Consider the following 18,438-nt stretch of genomic DNA (forward strand, 5'->3'; position numbering starts at 1 on the left):
TGTTGCGCTTGCAGCAGCCCCTTTGGTATAATGAAAAAAAAGTCACAGTTTTCACATATCTTGACAGAGGAGGTGGGGACCATGGAAGGACTGGTGCAGGGATTGACAGGTGTCTTTCAAGCCTTGGAACAGCTCTGGTCCATCGTCCCTCTGCCAACTTTGTATCTGGCCGCCATGGCCGGGGTGATCCTGTGGGGCGGCTCCCTCCGGGGGCGGATCTTCCAGCTGGGGGCCCGGGAAGCTATGGGATGGGGCATCTGGGTATGGCTGGCCTGGCTGGCCATCCGGCTCCTGCGCCTGACCCTGGTCACGGGCTGGGATACCCTCCATCGTCTGCTGTGGTACGGCTTTTATCCCTGTATGGGACTGCTGATCTTCTTGGTGGTCTGGATCAGCTATGCCAGCAACCGGAGACCGGAAGACGGGATGCTTCCCCGTTGGCTCCAAGGTCTTTTGATCCTGGACCTTCTGCTGGCTGGGCTGGTTCTCACCAACGACTGGCACCAGCAGGTTTTCCGGATCTTCCCCAGTCCGGGCCATCACCGGGATGTATATACCTACGGTTCCGGGTATTTCCTGATCCTGGGCAGTTACCTGGTCCAGCTGCTGCTGGCCAACGGATGGCTGGCATGGAGAGCCTGGAAGGAAAAATTCAGCTTGCTGAACCTGTGGGCTCCTTTGACCATCCTCCTGCTTTACGGGGGATATATTGCCGGGTACATCCTGCGGGTTCCCTGCTGTTTTCGAACTGAATTCGTCTTGCGGACAGCGGTTTTCGGGTTCCTTTGGATGGAATCCCTGCTCCGGTGCCGTCTGCTGCCGGGGAACAGCCAGTATCGGGACTGCTTCCTCCATTCCCGGTTGGGACTCCATATCCTGGACCGTCAAGGGCGGACGGTGTACCAGTGCCGGCAGCTGGCTGTCCCTCCGGAAGGGGATTGGCAGCGGCGGACCATGCCCATTTCCGGAGGTCAGGTGGTGTGGTACCAGGATATGGGGGAACTGCGCAGGCAGAAGGAAAAACTGGAACTGACGGTCCAGACCCTACGGCGGGCCTATGCGCTGAGAAAGAATTGGGAAAAGATCCGCCGGGAACGGATCAACCAGCAGACCCGGCAGCGAATCTATGCAGAGGTGGAAGGCATCCTCCAGAGCAAGGGGCCTCTTTTCATCCGGTATGCCCGGACCCTGGAACTGGCAAAGCCGGGGGGAGGAAGGCCGGCAGGTAGTGGCCCGGCTGAACGTGCTGGCCTGCTATCTGAAGAAACAGTGCGTCCTCTTGCTCCGGGGCCGGGAGGACAATTCCCTACCTTCCCGGGAACTGGTGCTGGCCGTGAGGGAACTGTGCCGGTATCTGGAACGGACCGGGCTGAAGACCCTGGTTGATGTCCGTCTGGAAGGGCAGCTGCCGGTGGAAACAGCCCTGGGGTTCTTCCAGTTGCTGGAAGAGGCTTCGGAAGAGGCGGTGCGCCAGAAAGAACAGTCCCAGATCTGCTGTATCAAAGAAAAACAGGGTGGCTGGGAACTGTCCCTGCTCTGGGATCCGCATCCCTGGGTCCGGGAGTTTGCCGTCCGGAATCAGGCAAAATATGGTCTGGGACTTTCCTGGCTGGAACTGGAGTATGGGAACAGTCTGGTGCTCCGGAGCCAAAGGAGGGACGGACCATGACGGACCTGCTGAAACTGACACCCCTGGTCCGGACAATTGCGATACTGCTGGGCCTTGTGGGACTGCTGAGCCAGAGTCTGCTGATGTATTTCCTCCAGCCTTTGCCCCGGTTCCAGAACCCGCACCGGAAACTCCTGGAAGGGATGATTTTGGTCCTTCTGGTGCTGCTGGAAGGTGTCCTGATCGAAAAAATCAGGCTGGATCCGCCGTCAGGGCCAAATCCAGAGAGAAATCTTTTTTTCTTGGTCTTTGGAGGCCTTTTTCTCGTTCTGGCCCTGAGACGGGCTTTGGATCTCCTACCGGAAACCATACGGGAAAAACGGGAGCAGATTACCGAGTATTCCATCCAGGAAGCTCTCGACAGCCTGGAGGAAGGTGTCCTGATCACCCTGCAAAATGGGGAACCGGTGCTGATGAACCGGGCCCTGTTCCGGTATACAGAAAGCATCCTGGGGACGGGGATTCGGAACGGCAATGTGTTGTGGCATTTGCTCCAGGAAGTCCGGCGGCCCGGGCTGTTCCGGGAAAACCAGGGACGGGGGCTGCTGTTCCATCTGCCAGACGGACGTTGGCTCCTGTGTCAGCGGGACACGGTCTTGTTTGCGCAGCAGACCCATTGGCAGCTGACCATCAGCGATGTAACGGAACTCCAGCAGTTGAACCAGTCCCTGGATGCCCAGAACCGACAGCTCCAGCAGAAGAATACGGAACTGAAAAAAATGCTCCAGCATGTCCAGGAGATCCAAAGCCGGGAGACCCTCCGGGAAATCCGAACTCGGATCCATGATTTGATGGGGATGCGGATCAGCCTACTCCAGCAGGTGCTGAACAACCGGGAGTTTGCCGATTACCAGCGGATCATGCCTCTCTTAGCCACGATGCTCAGCGATGTGCGGCAGGAAATCCGGGTGGATCCCCAGGTGCGGCTGGGAGAGCTGGTATCCCTGTACCGGAAGCTGGGAGTGCTGGTCACCGTGAGGGGAACTCTTCCAAAGGCTGACTGGAAAGAGGAACTGTATGTGCAGATCATCCGGGAAGCCTTGACCAACGCCATCTGCCACGGCCGGGCCAGCCAGGTGACCCTGGTACTGGGGGAAAACAGCCTGCTGATCCAGGACAATGGCCTGGGGTGCACTGGACCCGTCCTGGAAGGAGGCGGGCTTGGGGGAATCCGGGAAAAAGTGGAGAGCCGGGGCGGGACACTGGTCATTTCCGGGACCCCTCATTTTATGCTGAAAATCCGCCTGTTGGCGGAAAAGGAGGAAGGGAAGGACCATGATCCGAATTCTGCTGGTGGATGACCAGAAAATCCTGTTGAATGGGCTGGCCAGGCTGCTGGAACCTTATGAAGACCTGGAAGTGGTAGGGGAAGTGCCGTTTTCAGAAATGGTGGAGACGGCCTGTGCCCGACTGGACCCCCAGGTGGTACTCATGGATATCTGCATGGAAGGGAAAACCAGCGGGATCGAGAACACCCGGAAGATCCGGAAGCATTTTCCCCAGATCAAAGTCATTATCATGACCGGGTTCCAGGATGTGCATTTTGTGGAACTGGCCCGGGAGGCCGGAGCGGACAGCTTCATTTACAAAGAAAGCGCCGCGGACCAGTTCGTGGACTGCATCCTCCGGACCATGGCAGGGGAGCATCTGTTCCCGGATGTCCAGGAACGGACCACCTTCGGATTCTACAACGCCACCCTGACCCAGCGGGAAATCCAGATCCTGCACCTGGTCTGTCAGAATTTGAGCTACCAGGAAATCGCCGAACGGCTGCATCTGACCCGCCGGACCGTCAGTTTCCATATCAGCAACATGCTCAGCAAAACCGGCCACAAAAGCATCGTGGGACTGGCCGTGGAAGCGGCGGAAAAGGGATATGCGGGAAGAGAGTAAAACCTGTACTAAAGTACAGTGCAGAAATCTTCTGCTCTGGGTATACTAAAGGCAGGAGGTGAGGAAAATCATGAGAAACGGAAAGAAAATCCTGCAAATGGCGGCTTCTGCGTCCCTGCTTGCCTTTTTGCTGCCGCTCCAGGCCTGGGCCCGTGTGGTGCTGCTCCATACCAACGACATCCACTGCGGGGTGGACAGGAACCTGACCCTGGCCCGGGTGGCGGCTTTCAAGAAGCACCAGAAGGCTCAGGAACCCCAGACCCTGCTCCTGGACGCCGGGGACGCCATCCAAGGGGAACCAGTGGGGAAGCTCACTGACGGCCGGGCCATGGTCCGGATCCTGAATGCTGCCGGGTATGATTTCGCCATCCCTGGCAACCACGAATTCGACTATGGCATGGACAATTTCCTGTCCTTGGCCAAAAAAATGAAATGCGGGTACACCAGCTGTAACTTCGTCCGGCGAGATACGGGGAAAAATGTCCTGGAGCCCTACCGGATCTTCCCATTCAAAGAGCGGAAGGTGGCTCTCATCGGGGTCACCACTCCTGGCACCCTGGTGTCCTCCACGCCCCGGTTCTTCCAGGACGGCAAAGGCCATTTCCTCTATGGGTTCTGTGAGGACAAAGAGGGGACGAAACTCTATGAAAAAGTCCAGGAAACCGTGGATGCAGTTCGGAAGCAGGGGGCGGACACGGTGATTTTGGTGGCCCACCTGGGCAGCGACGGATCCATCCCCGTGTGGAGCAGCAGTGCTCTCTTGGCCCATCTCACTGGGGTGGACGGGATCATCGACGGCCATTCCCACGAACAGTATGAACGGCAGCTGCCGGACCGGAACGGGAAACTGGTACCGGTGGCCCAGACCGGCACCAAGCTCCAGACCCTGGGGAAAATGGTCATCGAGGACGATGGGACCATCCGGGGCGAACTGCTCCAGGATCTGCCGGAACCGGATCCCAAAGTGGAGAAACTGGTCCGGAAAGAACTGGCCAAAGTGGACCAGGCCCTGGCCCAAAAGGTGGGCGAATCTCCCGTGGTCTTGGTGGATTCCCTGGAGGGTCAGCGGGCGGTGCGTCAGAAGGAAACCAATCTGGGGGATTTTGCGGCCGATGCCTTCCGGGCGTATTTCAAGGCGGATGCGGCCCTGATCAACGGGGGATCCTTCCGGTCCGGCCTGCCCCAGGGGGTCTGGACCCGGAAGACCCTGCTGACCCTGTTCCCCTTCGGGAACCAGGCCGTGCTCCGGAGCGTTTCCGGCCAGCAGCTGCTGGATGCTTTGGAACTGAGCGTATCCCATGCGCCGGAAGAAAACGGCGGGTTCCTCCAGGTATCCGGGCTCACCTTTGTGTATGACCCCACCCTCCCGTCTCCCGTGAGGCTGGATGACCAGGGGAATTTCGCCGGGATCCAGGGAAAACGCCGGGTGAGCCAGGTGATGCTGGGGGGCAGACCCCTTGACCCGGCGGAAGACTACCTGGTGGCCGGGACCACCTACATCCTCAGCGACGGCGGCAACGGCTACACCATGTTCCGTGATGCTACCCTGGTGGCCGAACCGGGCCTCTCCGACGTGGATATCCTGGCAGATTACGTCCAGAAACAGGGCGTCAGCGAGGCATACCGGAAGCCGGAAGGGCAGGGGAGGATCCAGGTGAATAGGAAATAAGGGGGCTGTTGCACGTGCAACAGCCTCCTCTTCAGGTCTCGGGTCTCAAGTCATGAGTCTCGGGCCACTGGATAGAACCTGTCCTTCGGCCAGGTTCTTCTTATTGTGTATAACCGTAGGGGGCGCAGGCCCGGCGCCCCGCAAAATGCGCAGATCATCGATGATTTGGCGGGCTGCCCGGCGTGCAGCCCCTACGGTACCGATTTATACGTTCAAAAATTTGCCTGCAAATTTTTCATTCGGCTCGAGACTAGAGACTCGAGACTGAGCCCCTATGCGGTTCATGAGACCTGGGGTGTTGCACATAATCGTGCAACACCCTTTTTTTTTCCCAAAACCTGTACTTTAGTACAGCGTATTTGTTCCGAAAATTCTGTACAATAGAGCTAGAAGAAAGGTATTGGAACTGGAGAAAAGGAGGTACACTATGGGACTGATCAAAGCGGGGATGGGCGCTGCAGGCGGCGTGCTGGCCGATCAATGGAAAGAGTTCTTTTACTGCCAGATGGCACCGGACATCCTGATGATGAAGGGACAGAAACGGACCGGAAGCCGGAGCTCCAACGAAGGAGACGACAACATCATCAGCAACGGATCCCGGATCGCCGTGAACAACGGCCAATGCATGATGATCGTGGAAAGCGGCAAAGTGGTGGATCTGTGTGCGGAACCGGGGGAATACACCTACGATAAAAGCACGGAACCTTCCGTCTTTACCGGAGACCTGAAAGACAATGTGAAGAACATCTTCAAACAGATGGGGAAACGCTTCACATTCGGTGGGGATTCCGGGAAGGACCAGCGGGTGTACTATTTCAATACCAAGGAACTGATTGGGAACAAGTACGGGACCCCCAGCGAAATCCCTTTCAAGGTGAAGGATGACACCACCGGCCAGGTGCTCACCATCCGGCTCCGGTGCTTCGGAGAATACAGCTACCGGATCACCGACCCTATTTTGTTCTACACCCATGTGGCCGGGAACGATTTCGATGAGTACCGTCGGGAAACCCTGGACGGCCAGATGAAAAGCGAACTGCTCATGGCCCTGGCACCGGCTTTTGCCCAGCTCAGCGCCCAGCGGATCGATTATACGGAAATCATGGCCCACACCTTTGAACTGGCGGAAGCCCTCAATGAAGTGCTGAGCAAAAAATGGCGGGATCTCCGGGGCATCGAGATCGTTTCCTTCGGGATCAGCAACATCAAAGCCAACGAAGAGGACGAAGCAAAGATCCAGAAGGCCCAGATGGGCATGACCTTTGGCAGAGATCCCCGGATGGCCCTGGGGGCCATGGTGGATTCCACTACCGATTCCATGAGGATGGCGGCAGGAAACCAGAACGCCGGAGCCGCTTTCGGGTTCATGGGCATGAACATGGCAGGGAACGCCGGGGCGGGCATGTTCCAGACCCTGGCAGGACAGGCGGCTCAGCAGCCCAGCCAGCAGCCGGTACAACCGGAACGTCCCCCCATTGGTTTTGCCCAAAAGGCGGCGGCTCCCAACAGCTGGGACTGCAGCTGCGGACAGCAGGGCAACACTGGGAAGTTCTGTATGGCCTGTGGAGCCAAAAAGCCAGACCTGGCAGGAACCTGGGACTGCGCCTGCGGCCATAAAGGGAACACCGGAAAGTTCTGCGGGGAATGCGGCGCTCCCAAACCGGAAGCCCAGCTTCAGGGATGGACCTGCCCTGGCTGCGGCACGGTGAACCAGGGGAAATTCTGCATGAACTGCGGAGCCCAAAAACCGGAGGATGCTCCTTTGTACCGCTGTGATAAATGCGGCTGGCAGCCCCCGGATCCCCATCATCCTCCCAAATTCTGCCCCCAGTGCGGAGACCCCTTTGATGACAGCGACAAGACCTGAAACAGGAGGTGAACCATCATGACCGATACCTCTGTTGCCTATAAGTGTCCCAACTGCGGCGGGCCACTGGAATTCAAGCCAGGGGCAAGCCAGGTGGTCTGCCCCTACTGCGATACCCAGCTGGACGTGGCACAGGTGGAAGCCCTCTTTGCCCGGCAGCAGGAACGGGCGGCAGCTGCCCAGGAAGCCAAAGAAGAACGCTGGAATACGGAAATGGCCGGCAAGGAATGGAGCACGGAAGAAGCCGCCATCCTGAAAGCCTTCACCTGTTCCGCCTGCGGGGCGGAAATCGTCTGTGACGAAAACACCCTGGCCACGGAATGCTGCTACTGCGGGAATCCCACCATGATGCCCAACCGGTTCGGCGGGATGCTTAAGCCGGATTATGTGATCCCCTTCCAAAAGACCAAAGAAGATGCGGTGGCGGCCCTGAAGGAGTTCTACAAGGGCAAACGGCTCCTGCCTGGGGCCTTTACGGCCAACAACCGGGTGGAGGATATCCAGCCCATGTACGTGCCCTTCTGGCTCTTCGATTCCACAGTCCATGCCAGTGCCGACTTCAAGGGAGAAGACGACAATGTGATGGAAACTAGCGATGAGATCATCACGGAAACCCGGGTGTTCCAGTGCATCCGCAGCGGCCGGATGAGCTTCCACAAGATCCCGGTGGACGGATCCAGCAAAATGGATGATACCTACATGGAAAGCATCGAGCCCTTCGATTACTCTCAGATGGTGCCCTTCAGTCCGGCTTATCTCACCGGCTTCCTGGCGGACAAATATGATGTGGACGCGGAAGCTTCCGTACCCCGGGCGGATGAACGGGTGGAACGGTCCGCCGTGGGGGTGCTGGAAGAAACCGTCAGGGGCTATGACCGGAAGACCCTCCAGGACAGCGTGGTCCGCAAGGACGAGGACCAGGTGGCCTACGCCCTGGCCCCGGTGTGGATCCTGACTACCCGGTATCAGGACAAGCCCTATACCTTTATGATGAACGGGCAGACTGGGAAGATGGTGGGCACCCTGCCCTATGACAACCAGAAATCCCTGATGTACATGGGGGCCCTAGCGGCCATCCTTACACCGGTGCTGTATTTTGTGGCAAAGATGTTCTTGACGTAAGGAGGTCATCATGAAGAAATACCTGCGCATCCTGGCCCTCCTGGTGTTCCTGGTGGGTATGGCGGTTCCCGGGTCGGCAGCCCCGGCGCTGGTTTCGGACCAGGCAGGGCTCCTGCAGCCCCAGGAAGTCAAGGCTCTCCAGCAGTCTCTGGACCAGGTAAGCCAAAAATACCAGGTCCGGCTGGCGGTGGTCACCGTGCAAAGCACCGGCGGCGCAAAAGCCGGACAATTCGCCAATGTGATCCTGGACAAGATCAAAGACAAAAGCAACAAGGGGAATATGGTGCTGCTTCTTTCCATGAAGGAACGGGATTGGTACCTTTCCACCGACAACAATATGCGTAAAATGATTACGGATAAAGCCGGCATCAAGGCCCTCAGCGGAAAATTCCTGCCGGCCCTGAAAAAGAACAACTATCCGGAAGCCTTCGGCCAGTTTGCCAAAGGGACGGATGGACTGCTGGCTTATTATCAGAAGGAAGGGAAGCCCTACGACCCGGCCGATGCCTTCAACCCTCTGGCCTTGGCCATTGCTGCGGCGGTATCCCTGGGCATCGGGTTCCTGGTGCGCCGGATCCTCATCGGCCAGATGAACAATGTGCTGCCGGCTCTGGAAGCCGGGGTCTATCTGGACCGGGACAGCTTCCAGCTGGAAGAAGACACGGACAACTACTTGTATATGACAATACACCGCCAGCCAAAATCCAAAGAGTCCGACCATTCGGCAGACAGTACCGATGAGGATCACGGAGGAGGCGGCGGAAAGTTCTGAAGACAGAGGCTCAGCTGAAGCAGGGCCGGAAAGGAGTCCATCATGAAAAAGAACTGGAAAGCAGCACTTCTGGCAGGGCTGTCCCTGTGCTTGTTCCTGGCCGGCTGCGGAGGCGGTAGGACACCGGCAAAACCCAAATCCGACCTGCCGGAACGGAAAAAAATCAGTACCCCGGTGGCATCCAGCTTCAAAGTGGACGGCCGTACGGTGAACATCTATGAATTTACTGGGCTCACCTTCAAGGACCAGACCCTGTGGACAGAAAAACTGGCGGTGGATGGGGATCGGATCTACTTCTTCGGCTTCGACAACAAGGACAAAACATACCGAACCAAACTCCGGTCCGTCAGTTACAAAGACGAGAAACTCAGTGATCTGAAGGTGTTGGATGGACGGGCCAACTGGCGGTACCGGCTGGTGGTATCCAACGGGACTGTCTATGACTGGCACAAAAAAGGAGATTATAACAGCATAAAGGCAAATTCCCCCGACTACTGGCATTATTACGATGGAAAGGCCATGGTGCCCACGGATCTGAGAGGGATGACCCTGGTTCCCATCGATCAGGGGAAGGATGTGGTCTATACCGAAGGGTCGGATTACTGGATCGGGACCCTGGAGAAAGGGAAGCTCACCAAAGGAAAGAAACTGCTTTCCGGAACGGAGGCGAAGAAGGACGGCCTGAGCCTCAAAGGCCAATGGGCAGATAAAGATGGATTCTACCTGATGGGGTACCTGAAGAATGACAAGGGTGGATATTACAATGTGGTCCGGCAGTTCAGCCTGAAAGACGGGAAGCTGCTCCAGACCTTTGAAGGACCGCCCACCGAAGAAAGCCGCGGGTTTGCCATCACCGAGCACCGGGTGGTGCTGGGACAGAAAGGCGGCATCTACTGGATCTACAGCAAGAAGGACGGCAAGCTGCTGGGGAAAGCCCAGACAGAACCCAAACTGACCATGGAAATCCTGACCCCTATGAAAAACGACTCCATTTTGATCTACCGCCGGATCAACCGGTCCGAAACCAAACTGTACCGGATGGATCTGTAGGGGGTGTGGCAGGGAAACGGGGACACGGCTGCGCCGCCCGGATCCATCCCTATGGGAGAGAAAGGAACTGAATATGAAAAACCTATGGAAACAACCCCTGGTGCGGTCTCTGCTGCTGCATCTGGTCCTTGTTTTAGGGCTGACGGCCGGGGCCTTTGCTGCCCCCCGGAAAACGGTGATGGTCCGCAATGTACAGGAAATGATGGAGGCCCTAGGGGACCATCGGGAGATCATCCTGGCACCGGGCCGCTACAACCTGTCCGCATGGCTGTCCGGTCCCTTTGGGGACCAGGTGATCCACAGATTTCCCTGGAATCCCGTAAGTCCGTCGGGCCTGTACCTGACCTATGACGAACTGGCACTGGCCGGGTTCCAGGATCTGACCATCCGGGGACAGGATACCGGGGAGATCACCGCGGAAATCGTCACCGAAGACCCTTATACCCCGGTGCTGCATTTCCGGAACTGTGAAAATCTGCGGTTGGCCCATCTCCGGATCGGCCATTTCCTGAAAAAAGGCTACTGCAGCGGGGCCGTACTGAACCTGGATAGTGTGAAAAACGTCAGCCTGGAACATCTGGACCTGTACGGTTGCGGGACCTACGGGTACGAAGCCCGGAATAGCGAGAACATCACCCTCAGTGACAGTGTGATCCGGAACTGTACTTACGGCCTGGTGGACGCTGTGGGCTGCCGGGACCTGGAGATTGTGCGGACCGTTTTCAAAGATACCAGCACCAACCTGCCTCTCTTCGCCCTGGCCCATTCCCGGCTGGAACTGAGGGACTGCACCTTCCACAATGTTTACGGGAAGATGGAGGATCTGTCCGTGACAGGGGGCAGTGCAGAATAGGGAAAGGAAGCATAACCATGGATGGACCGGCTAAAAAAACCACTGCTTTCGTCTTGGCACTTCTCCTGTTGGGGACTGCCATTCCCGGCCAGGCCTGCAGGGAACCCTATATGCTGGACGGACCCGGAAGCGTCTATGAACCCCCGGTCCTTTCCAACCACGAAGTCAGGAGCCAGCTCCGGATCGCTCTGGCCTGCCGGTCCCAGTGGGATCTGGTCCAAAACCGGAAGGGACCGGTACAGTTTGCCGTGACGGAGATGGATGGGGACGGACAGGTGGAAATCCTGGCTGTGGCTCTGGAGGAGGGAATCCTCCAGGGTCATGAGGTCCAGGGTGGAAAGGGAAAAATGGAGAAAATCCCTCAGGACTGGCTGGAAGGGCTGCTGATGAGCTGTCCGAAATCTCCGGTCTGGTTCACCATTTCCCCGGAACATCGGGAAAGCTGGCTGGAGGGCCCTCCCTCCCACAATATCCATATGCTCCTGGACAGCTACGAAATCCATGTGGGCAGAAAAGAGGGGTTTGGGTAAAGACTGCCGAAAGGAGACGCTATGGAAGGAAAGCATATCTGGAGACAAATGGCCTGTCTGTGTCTCATGGCCTTTCTCGCGGGAAATCCCGGGATGGTTGGGGCTTCCGGCAGGGTAGGAGATGGCTCCGTACAGGGACGGGACACCCTCCAGTCCCCGGCCCAGTGGGGCAAAGGGAGCGTGGAATTTTTCCTGACCCAGCCCGGCGAATTCGGAGAAACCATGCTGGCAGTGGTTCCCAGAGAGCCCTTGGAGGATGTGCACCTGCTCACCCTCCAGGTATCGGAGGTCAGCGACAGCGGCCAGGTGACCTGGCAGGTGGAAACCGACGAACCCCTGGGAAATCTGGAACCGGGCACCCGGTACAATTACCCCATGGCCCTGGAAGGGACGGCCCGGGCTACTGCCCTGTCCTATTGGGACCGGAAAGGGTATCACCGGAAAATCTTCCAGATCAGCGGAAAAGACGGGAGCCTGGTGGTGCGGGAAGAGTGAAGCGTACAAAGGGAAGAACAAAGATTTCCCCCGCCGACTGGACAAATTTGAAGAGGAACGGGGCCTGCCCCATGAAAAAATGGCCCTGGTCAGCCCTTTAAAAATACGCTGTCACACTGGTCCCCAGGACCCACTCCCGGAAATCCCGAGTGAAGGGTCCTGCTTTTCTGTTCTGGAGCCGGAACCCTTCTATGGCCCAGACCAGGCCGGGGAACACCACATAGTCCATCCGGACGCCCCAGCCTTGGAATCCCTGGCGCTGGAAGAACCCTGTATCCCCGTCCATGGTGTGGTACAGGATGCTGGACTGGGGCTGGTGGTAGTACCGGAGCCAGGTTTCCCAGGTGCCGCCCTTCCGTTCATCCAGTTCTCCATAGGTCACTGCAGCCACAAAGCCGGCTTTCCGTTCCCGGTATCCGTCCTGGCCGTGGGTCCCTCTGGAGCCAAGCAGTTCCAGGTCGAAGAGCCATCGGTCCCGGGGCTGGTATTCCAAACGAGTGGTCCAAATCTGCTGCCGGTCGAAGCCTTTGCCGCTGGATCCCGGTTCCAGACCAAAAGCCTGGAGGGCGGGCAGGCTGGCAGGCTGATCTTGGCGGGTGCGGAAATCCAGGAAGGCGGACCGGAGGTTCAGTTTCCCCAGCTGTTTTTCGGTCTGGACGAACCAGCCGGTTTTCCGATGGAGGTTGTCGTCTCCGGTGGTCTGGCCCGCAAACAAAGTGGTCCGTCCGGCGGGGTCCGTCTTTTTCCCAAAGCTGGTGCGGATCCCGTCCACCCGTTTGTCGATCACGTTCCCATCCATGAGATACAGGTTGAACCGGCCCAGCTCCCATTTGGTGTGGTCATTTTCGTGCTGGAGATAAGCACGAGAGAGGGAGGGATGGTGGTCCTGGGTGTGGTCCTTGTCGTTCCGTTTGTCTTCGATCATGAATTTCAGCTGGGTCTCCTGGCTGGTGTGGACCACCGGGAACAGCCGCAGCCGCCGCTGGAGCAGGAATACATCCTGGTCCGTCCGGGGCCAGCGGCTTTTTTTCAGGTTGGCGGGGATCCGGGCGGCAAACCGGCCTTTGCCGTAGAGATACCGGTAGTCCCCGTGGAGCTCCAGCCAGGGGGCTTTCCGTTTTTCTTCCTGTTCGGGAGGGTCAGCCTGGGAAGGGTCTACGGGGGCACCTTCTCCCAAGGCCCCGGGCAGGGCCAGGCAGAACAGCAAAAAGAACCAGAAGGGGAAAGGCATGGCCATCACCTGCTTTCTGTCGTTTCTTATATCATACTATATATAAAGTGAAGAGTGAAGAGCGCAGAGTGCAGAGCCCTGCCCTACCCACTTTTTCCTGTATATGGTATAATATACTGATTAAATTGTATAAAGTTGCGTTTGAGGAGACAGCCTATGAACGACGAACAAGAAAAACAGCAGGCGCAGTTGGAAAACAGTCCCGATGCGGACGATATGGGTGCCATCAAGGTGGCTGACGAGGTCCTGAGCATTGTGGCCGGGCTGGCAGCTTCCGAGGTGAACGGAGTCTATGGCATGAGCGGGGGGATCCGGGAAGGTCTTACGGACATGCTGGGGAAACAGAACTTCTCTAAGGGCATCAAGGTCTATACGGAAGGCCATACGGTGCGGGTGGAAGTCCATGTGATCATCACCTATGGCTTCAATATCCCCGATGTGGCCATCAAACTCCAGGAAAAAGTCAAGGAAGCCGTGGAGAACATGACCGGCTACGAAGTCACCGGGGTGGATGTCCATGTGGAAGGGGTCAAGAAGAAAAAAGAAAAAGCGTTCAGCGAGAAGGACGATACAGAAGAATTGGTGAAAAAATGGGAAGAAGGAGCAGCCGGAGAACCTGGAGAAACGGCCAGCCCGGCAGCACCGCCTGAGGAACCCTCAGGATCGCCGGAAGATGCCTCGACTGGAGCTCCTCTGGAAAGCAGGGAAGCAGAAGGACCCGCCGGAACCGGAGATGCACCTGGGGAAGGATCGGAGGAACCAGTGCCTGGAGCAGCCCTCCAGGAAGCAGCAGGGGGAGAAAAATGAGCATATTCGATCGGATCATCTTGACCATGTACACCTGCATCATGGCAGCCGTGGCCGTGCTGATCGTCATTGTCAGCGTCAACGGCATCCCTGTCCATGATCTGACGGAATTCGCCGCCCGGGTCCCCGGCCGTTGGGAATACACCATCGGCGGGGTGATCATCTTCCTGGTGAGCCTGCGACTGCTGTTTGCCAGCTGGAGCCGGGGCGGCAGCAACGACCTGACCTTCGAGAACGAACGGGAAGGGAAGATCCATGTGAGCCAGCGGGCCATGGAAGATTATATTTCCGGATTCACCAATGATGTGTATGGGGTCTTCGGTTCCAAGTGCCGGGTGAAGCTGCTGAAAGACAATCAGCTCAGTGTCCGGATCAATGCTTCCATCGAACCGGGGATCAACATTCCGGATACCACCGATGAGGTGAAACGGACGGTGAAGAAAAACATCATGAACGTCATCGGCGTGGATGTGGCCGATGTGGCAGTCTATTTTAAGCATATCAAGGCGAAGGAATAGATGGAGGATGGACCATGTGGCAGGAAATTTTGCGTAAATTGTTTGAAACCAGCCGTTGGCGGATCATCGGCGCTTCGGTGGGCCTGGTGGTGGGCATCCTGTTCCTCCTCCTGGGCTTTTTCCAGGCGGTGTTCCTGCTGTTCTGCATCGGTCTGGGATTCTATATCGGCTATAAAATGGATGCAGGGGAAGATCTGGTGGATCTGCTGGACAACCTGCTGCCTCCGTACCATAAATAAAGGAGTTTAACAACCATATGAGCAGAAGAGAAGCACGTACCATTGCATTGAGAAGCCTGTTTGCCCTGGAATTCTCTCCGGAACAGTCTCCGGAAGAAACAGTCCGGACCATGGCGGAAGAAGAGGATATCCAGGATACCCGGAAAAAAGATCTGGCCTATGCCCTGGCATTGGTGAACGGAGTCCGGGAGCATCAGGAAGCCCTGGATGGGGAACTGGACGGTCTGGACGCTAAATGGACCCTGAAGCGGATGAACGGCATCGACCGGAACCTGCTGCGGATCGCCGCCTGGGAAATGTTCTACAGCCCGGAACCGGTGCCTCCGGCGGTGGCCATCAATGAAGGGGTGGAACTGGCCAAGATCTATGGGGGAGATGAATCCCCTGCTTTCATCAACGGCCTGCTGGGGAGCCTGGTGAAGCAGCATGACCGCTGAGGAAGCGGTGCTGGGGCTGGATACCAGCTGCTATACCACTTCCGCAGCCCTGCTGGACCGGGAAGGGAACCTGCTGGCCGATCAGCGGCGGCTCTTGAAAGTGAAACCAGGGCACCGGGGTCTGGCCCAGTCGGAAATGGTCTACCAGCATACCCGGAACCTGCCGGATCTCTTGGAAGCCCTGGATCTTTCCGGACGGAAGGTGGCGGCCATCGGCGTCAGCGCCCAGCCCCGTCCCCGGGAGGATTCCTATATGCCCGCCTTTCTGGTGGGGCTGGGTATGGCCCGGAGCCTGGGAAAGTTGCTGGGGGTTCCCGTGCACCGGCTCACCCATCAGCACAACCATATGTATGCCGGTCTCTGGTCCGTGGGGAAAACGGCCCCGGACCGGTTCCTTTTGACCCATATTTCCGGGGGGACCACGGACCTGCTCCTGTGTGAACGGCAGGCAGACGGAGAATTTTCCCTGGAACCCCGGGGCAGCAGCATCGATCTCCATGCAGGACAGTTCATCGACCGGGTGGGGGTGGCCCTGGGGCTGCCCTTCCCGGCGGGGCCTCATCTGGAAAGATTGGCTGGAGAAGCGGAAACTCCCTATCCATTGAAAGTCTGGACCGAAGGCGGGAACCTCTCTCTTTCCGGCCCTTGTACCAAAGCCCTGCGGGCCGCGGAAGCCGGAGCAGATCCGGCCAGCCTGGCTCTGGGAGTGGAACAGGCCATCGGCCAGGGATTGGGGCGGGTGCTCCAGGCCATCTGCCGGGAGGAAGGTCTCCAGCAGGTCCTTCTGGTGGGCGGCGTCAGTGCCAATCAGGAAATCCGCCGGTGTGTGGAAACGGCCCTGGCCCGAGAGGGAATCTCCTTGTGGGTCCCGGATCCCCGGTACAGTGTGGATGGAGCCGTGGGCAATGCCTGGGCGGCGGTGCTCCGGGAAAAGCAGGAGGGACGATGATCACAGGAAAAATCTATACGGTTTCGGAAGTGACAAAGATCGTGAAGGGGCTGTTCCGGCAGGAACCGGAATTTGCCAATCTCCAGATCCAGGGGGAAGTCTCCAATTTCCGCCAGTATCCTTCCGGCCATTGTTATTTCAATTTAAAAGACGGCAAGACCCTGCTGAAGGCGGTGATGTTCGCCGGGGCGGCCCGCCGCCTGAAGCAGCTTCCCAAAAATGGGGACCAGGTGCTGGGAGTGGGCCGGATCGACCTATATGAACGGGACGGGGTCTACCAGTTCTATGTGGATATGATGATGCCCCTGGGCGCTGGAAACCTGATGATCGCCTATGAGCAACTGAAGGAAAAACTGGCGGCGGAGGGCCTGTTCGACGAAAACCGGAAGAAACCCCTGCCCGCCTATCCTCGGACGGTGGGCATCGTCACTTCTTCAGCGGGGGCGGCAGTCCGGGATATCATCAATGTAGCCGGACGCCGGGACCCAGGGGTGAAGCTCCTGCTGTTCCCGGTGAAAGTACAGGGGACCGAGGCCCCGCCGGAAATCGTCCATGGCATCCAGTTCTTCAACCGGCACAAATTGGCGGATGTACTGATCGTAGGCCGGGGCGGGGGCTCTATGGAAGACCTGTGGGCCTTCAATGATGAACGGGTGGTTCGGGCCGTTGCAGCTTCAGAGATCCCGGTGATCTCCGCCGTGGGCCATGAAATCGATTTCACCCTCAGTGATTTTGCTGCGGACCTCCGGGCCCCGACCCCTTCTGCAGCGGCGGAACTGGCCGTGCCGGAACGGAGCGGGGACCGGGAACTGTTGGGAAAACTGGTGCGGCGGCTGGAACGGGCTGCCGACGGCCGGATCCAGGAACGGGTCCAGACCTTGCAGCAGCTCCAGGCAGAATGGGTGTTCACCCATCCGGAGCGGCTGTGGGAAAACGCCGGCCAGACCCTGGACAGCCTGAGCCAGAAACTGGAACAGGCAGGCACCCGGGCCCTGGAAGGGCGGCAGCAGAAGGTGGACCTATTGACGGCCAAACTGCAGGCCCTGGACCCTTACGCGGTACTCCGGCGGGGATATACCATAACGGAAAACAGCCAGGGAAAGGCGGTCCGGCAAGTGTCGGAGCTGGCTCCTGGTGATGCCCTGGTGACCCGTTTTGCCCAGGGGGCAGTGGCTTCCCGGGTGGAAACAGTCAAGGAAGGAATAGAATGATGCCTAGGAAAAAAGCAGAAACGGTTTCTTTTGAAGAGGGCCTGAAAAGGCTGGAAACCATTGTAGAGCAGCTGGAAGGCGGGGAACTGTCCCTGGACGAGACGGTGGCTCTGTATAAAGAAGGCATGGAGCTGAGCAAGAACTGTGCAGCCCAGCTGAAGAAAGTCCAGCAGGACGTGAAAAAAATCGTGGAAACCAGCCAGGATACATTCAGTCTGGCTCTGTTTCCGGAGGAGAAGGAATAATGGAGCTTAGAAGTTATTTGCGGAGCCGGGGGGCTCTGGTCAATGGATATCTGCAGGTCCGTCTGGGAGTGGGGAGCATCTCCACCGTGGACCAGGCGATGATGTATTCTGTGGCAGCCGGTGGCAAGCGTCTCCGGCCCATCCTGCTCATGGCAGCAGCCGATGCAGTGGGAGCCAACGGGACGGATTTCGTGGCAGTGGCAGCGGGTCTGGAGATGATCCACACCTATTCCCTGATCCATGATGATCTGCCTTCCATGGACAACGATGATTACCGCAGGGGACGGCTGACCAACCATAAAGTATTCGGGGACGCCATGGCTCTCTTGGCGGGAGACGGCCTCCTGACCCAGGCTTTTGAAGTGATGCTGGAACAGCGGGGGGTGGATCCCCAGGTCCTTCTGGATGTGGTCCGGCTGGTGGCCAAATGTGCCGGCCCCACTGGAATGGTAGGCGGCCAGGCCCTGGATATCACTTCAGAAAACCAGCAGCTGACCCTGGAACAGATGAAGAAGCTCCATGAAGCCAAGACGGGAGCCATGTTCGTGGCTGCCGTCCGGGGCGGGGCTATGCTGGGCGGAGCTGATCCGGATACCCTCCGGACCATGACCCATTTCGCCTCCCTGTTCGGGCTGGCCTTCCAGATTACCGATGACATCCTGGACGTGGAAGGGGATGCCAAAGTCATGGGCAAACCGGCCCACAGTGATGAAAAACTCCATAAATCCACCTATGTGTCTCTCTTTGGCCTGGAAAAAGCCAAGGAAATGGCGGCCCAGACCCTGAAAGAGGCGGAAGAGACCTTGGCCCCTCTGGGAGAAAAGGCAGAACCGCTGGTGGAAATCACCCGCTATCTCTATAATCGGAAAAAATAACGCAGC

Annotated in this window: 21 protein-coding genes; 20 read left to right on the forward strand and 1 reads right to left on the reverse strand. The window is 57.9% G+C overall.

Annotation, left to right across the window (positions count from 1 at the left end; genetic code table 11):
- Positions 1–81: 81 nt before the first annotated feature.
- From BQ2657_RS08370 to BQ2657_RS08425, 12 genes are all read left to right on the forward strand, one after another.
- Positions 82–1,386 carry a hypothetical protein gene (locus BQ2657_RS08370; RefSeq protein WP_075580211.1) on the forward strand — a complete coding sequence of 435 codons (1,305 nt, stop codon included), beginning with the start codon at positions 82–84 and terminating at the stop codon, positions 1,384–1,386.
- Positions 1,334–1,669 (forward strand): hypothetical protein, encoded by a 336-nt coding sequence (locus tag BQ2657_RS08375; protein ID WP_143224860.1) that lies wholly within the window; start codon positions 1,334–1,336, stop codon positions 1,667–1,669. The genes BQ2657_RS08370 and BQ2657_RS08375 overlap by 53 nt, the downstream gene beginning before the upstream one ends.
- Entirely contained in the window at positions 1,666–2,970 is a 1,305-nt protein-coding gene (locus BQ2657_RS08380; RefSeq protein ID WP_075580213.1) for a sensor histidine kinase, read from the forward strand. The genes BQ2657_RS08375 and BQ2657_RS08380 overlap by 4 nt, the downstream gene beginning before the upstream one ends.
- The gene (locus tag BQ2657_RS08385) at positions 2,945–3,562 is read left to right on the forward strand and encodes a response regulator transcription factor (RefSeq protein ID WP_075580214.1); all 618 of its coding nucleotides are present in this window, start codon (positions 2,945–2,947) and stop codon (positions 3,560–3,562) included. Before BQ2657_RS08380 ends, BQ2657_RS08385 begins: the two co-directional genes overlap by 26 nt.
- Positions 3,563–3,632: 70 nt before the next feature.
- Complete coding sequence (locus BQ2657_RS08390) at positions 3,633–5,231, forward strand: bifunctional metallophosphatase/5'-nucleotidase (RefSeq protein WP_075580215.1); 1,599 nt, start codon at positions 3,633–3,635, stop codon at positions 5,229–5,231.
- Positions 5,232–5,658: 427 nt separating this feature from the next.
- Positions 5,659–7,098: an SPFH domain-containing protein gene (locus tag BQ2657_RS08395; RefSeq protein ID WP_075580216.1), complete on the forward strand. Its 1,440-nt coding sequence runs from the start codon at positions 5,659–5,661 to the stop codon at positions 7,096–7,098.
- Positions 7,099–7,116: 18 nt separating this feature from the next.
- On the forward strand, positions 7,117–8,220 hold the full coding sequence (locus tag BQ2657_RS08400) for a TFIIB-type zinc ribbon-containing protein (protein WP_075580217.1): 1,104 nt from the start codon (positions 7,117–7,119) through the stop codon (positions 8,218–8,220).
- Between the two features lie 10 nt (positions 8,221–8,230).
- Complete coding sequence (locus BQ2657_RS08405) at positions 8,231–8,992, forward strand: TPM domain-containing protein (protein WP_075580218.1); 762 nt, start codon at positions 8,231–8,233, stop codon at positions 8,990–8,992.
- A 42-nt stretch (positions 8,993–9,034) separates the two neighbouring features.
- The gene (locus BQ2657_RS08410) at positions 9,035–10,042 is read left to right on the forward strand and encodes a hypothetical protein (RefSeq protein WP_075580219.1); all 1,008 of its coding nucleotides are present in this window, start codon (positions 9,035–9,037) and stop codon (positions 10,040–10,042) included.
- A 73-nt stretch (positions 10,043–10,115) separates the two neighbouring features.
- The gene (locus BQ2657_RS08415) at positions 10,116–10,895 is read left to right on the forward strand and encodes a right-handed parallel beta-helix repeat-containing protein (protein ID WP_075580220.1); all 780 of its coding nucleotides are present in this window, start codon (positions 10,116–10,118) and stop codon (positions 10,893–10,895) included.
- Between the two features lie 17 nt (positions 10,896–10,912).
- Positions 10,913–11,425 (forward strand): hypothetical protein, encoded by a 513-nt coding sequence (locus tag BQ2657_RS08420; RefSeq protein WP_075580221.1) that lies wholly within the window; start codon positions 10,913–10,915, stop codon positions 11,423–11,425.
- Positions 11,426–11,446: 21 nt separating this feature from the next.
- The gene (locus BQ2657_RS08425) at positions 11,447–11,920 is read left to right on the forward strand and encodes a hypothetical protein (protein WP_075580222.1); all 474 of its coding nucleotides are present in this window, start codon (positions 11,447–11,449) and stop codon (positions 11,918–11,920) included.
- A gap of 97 nt (positions 11,921–12,017) precedes the next feature.
- Here BQ2657_RS08425 and BQ2657_RS08430 read toward each other — a convergent pair whose 3' ends face one another.
- A complete protein-coding gene (locus BQ2657_RS08430; RefSeq protein WP_232709046.1) occupies positions 12,018–13,157 on the reverse strand; it encodes a hypothetical protein in 1,140 nt (379 codons plus the stop codon).
- 150 nt (positions 13,158–13,307) lie between these two features.
- On the opposite strand from BQ2657_RS08430, the gene BQ2657_RS08435 reads away from it, so the two are divergent.
- From BQ2657_RS08435 to BQ2657_RS08470, 8 genes are read left to right on the forward strand one after another with little or no spacing between them, the layout of a single operon-like run.
- Positions 13,308–13,958: an Asp23/Gls24 family envelope stress response protein gene (locus tag BQ2657_RS08435; RefSeq protein WP_232709047.1), complete on the forward strand. Its 651-nt coding sequence runs from the start codon at positions 13,308–13,310 to the stop codon at positions 13,956–13,958.
- Complete coding sequence (amaP, locus tag BQ2657_RS08440; protein WP_075580223.1) at positions 13,955–14,476, forward strand: alkaline shock response membrane anchor protein AmaP; 522 nt, start codon at positions 13,955–13,957, stop codon at positions 14,474–14,476. Before BQ2657_RS08435 ends, amaP begins: the two co-directional genes overlap by 4 nt.
- Before the next feature lie 14 nt (positions 14,477–14,490).
- Positions 14,491–14,715: a DUF2273 domain-containing protein gene (locus BQ2657_RS08445; protein WP_075580224.1), complete on the forward strand. Its 225-nt coding sequence runs from the start codon at positions 14,491–14,493 to the stop codon at positions 14,713–14,715.
- 17 nt (positions 14,716–14,732) lie between these two features.
- Positions 14,733–15,152 carry a transcription antitermination factor NusB gene (nusB, locus tag BQ2657_RS08450; protein WP_075580225.1) on the forward strand — a complete coding sequence of 140 codons (420 nt, stop codon included), beginning with the start codon at positions 14,733–14,735 and terminating at the stop codon, positions 15,150–15,152.
- Complete coding sequence (locus BQ2657_RS08455; RefSeq protein WP_075580226.1) at positions 15,142–16,101, forward strand: Kae1-like domain-containing protein; 960 nt, start codon at positions 15,142–15,144, stop codon at positions 16,099–16,101. Before nusB ends, BQ2657_RS08455 begins: the two co-directional genes overlap by 11 nt.
- Positions 16,098–17,312 (forward strand): exodeoxyribonuclease VII large subunit, encoded by a 1,215-nt coding sequence (xseA, locus tag BQ2657_RS08460; protein WP_075580227.1) that lies wholly within the window; start codon positions 16,098–16,100, stop codon positions 17,310–17,312. Before BQ2657_RS08455 ends, xseA begins: the two co-directional genes overlap by 4 nt.
- On the forward strand, positions 17,309–17,557 hold the full coding sequence (xseB, locus tag BQ2657_RS08465; RefSeq protein WP_232709048.1) for an exodeoxyribonuclease VII small subunit: 249 nt from the start codon (positions 17,309–17,311) through the stop codon (positions 17,555–17,557). Before xseA ends, xseB begins: the two co-directional genes overlap by 4 nt.
- Complete coding sequence (locus tag BQ2657_RS08470) at positions 17,557–18,432, forward strand: polyprenyl synthetase family protein (protein ID WP_075580228.1); 876 nt, start codon at positions 17,557–17,559, stop codon at positions 18,430–18,432. The genes xseB and BQ2657_RS08470 overlap by 1 nt, the downstream gene beginning before the upstream one ends.
- Positions 18,433–18,438: the final 6 nt, after the last annotated feature.

Origin of the sequence: Acidaminococcus massiliensis, assembly GCF_900095825.1 — a bacterium.
Lineage (GTDB): Bacteria > Bacillota > Negativicutes > Acidaminococcales > Acidaminococcaceae > Acidaminococcus > Acidaminococcus massiliensis.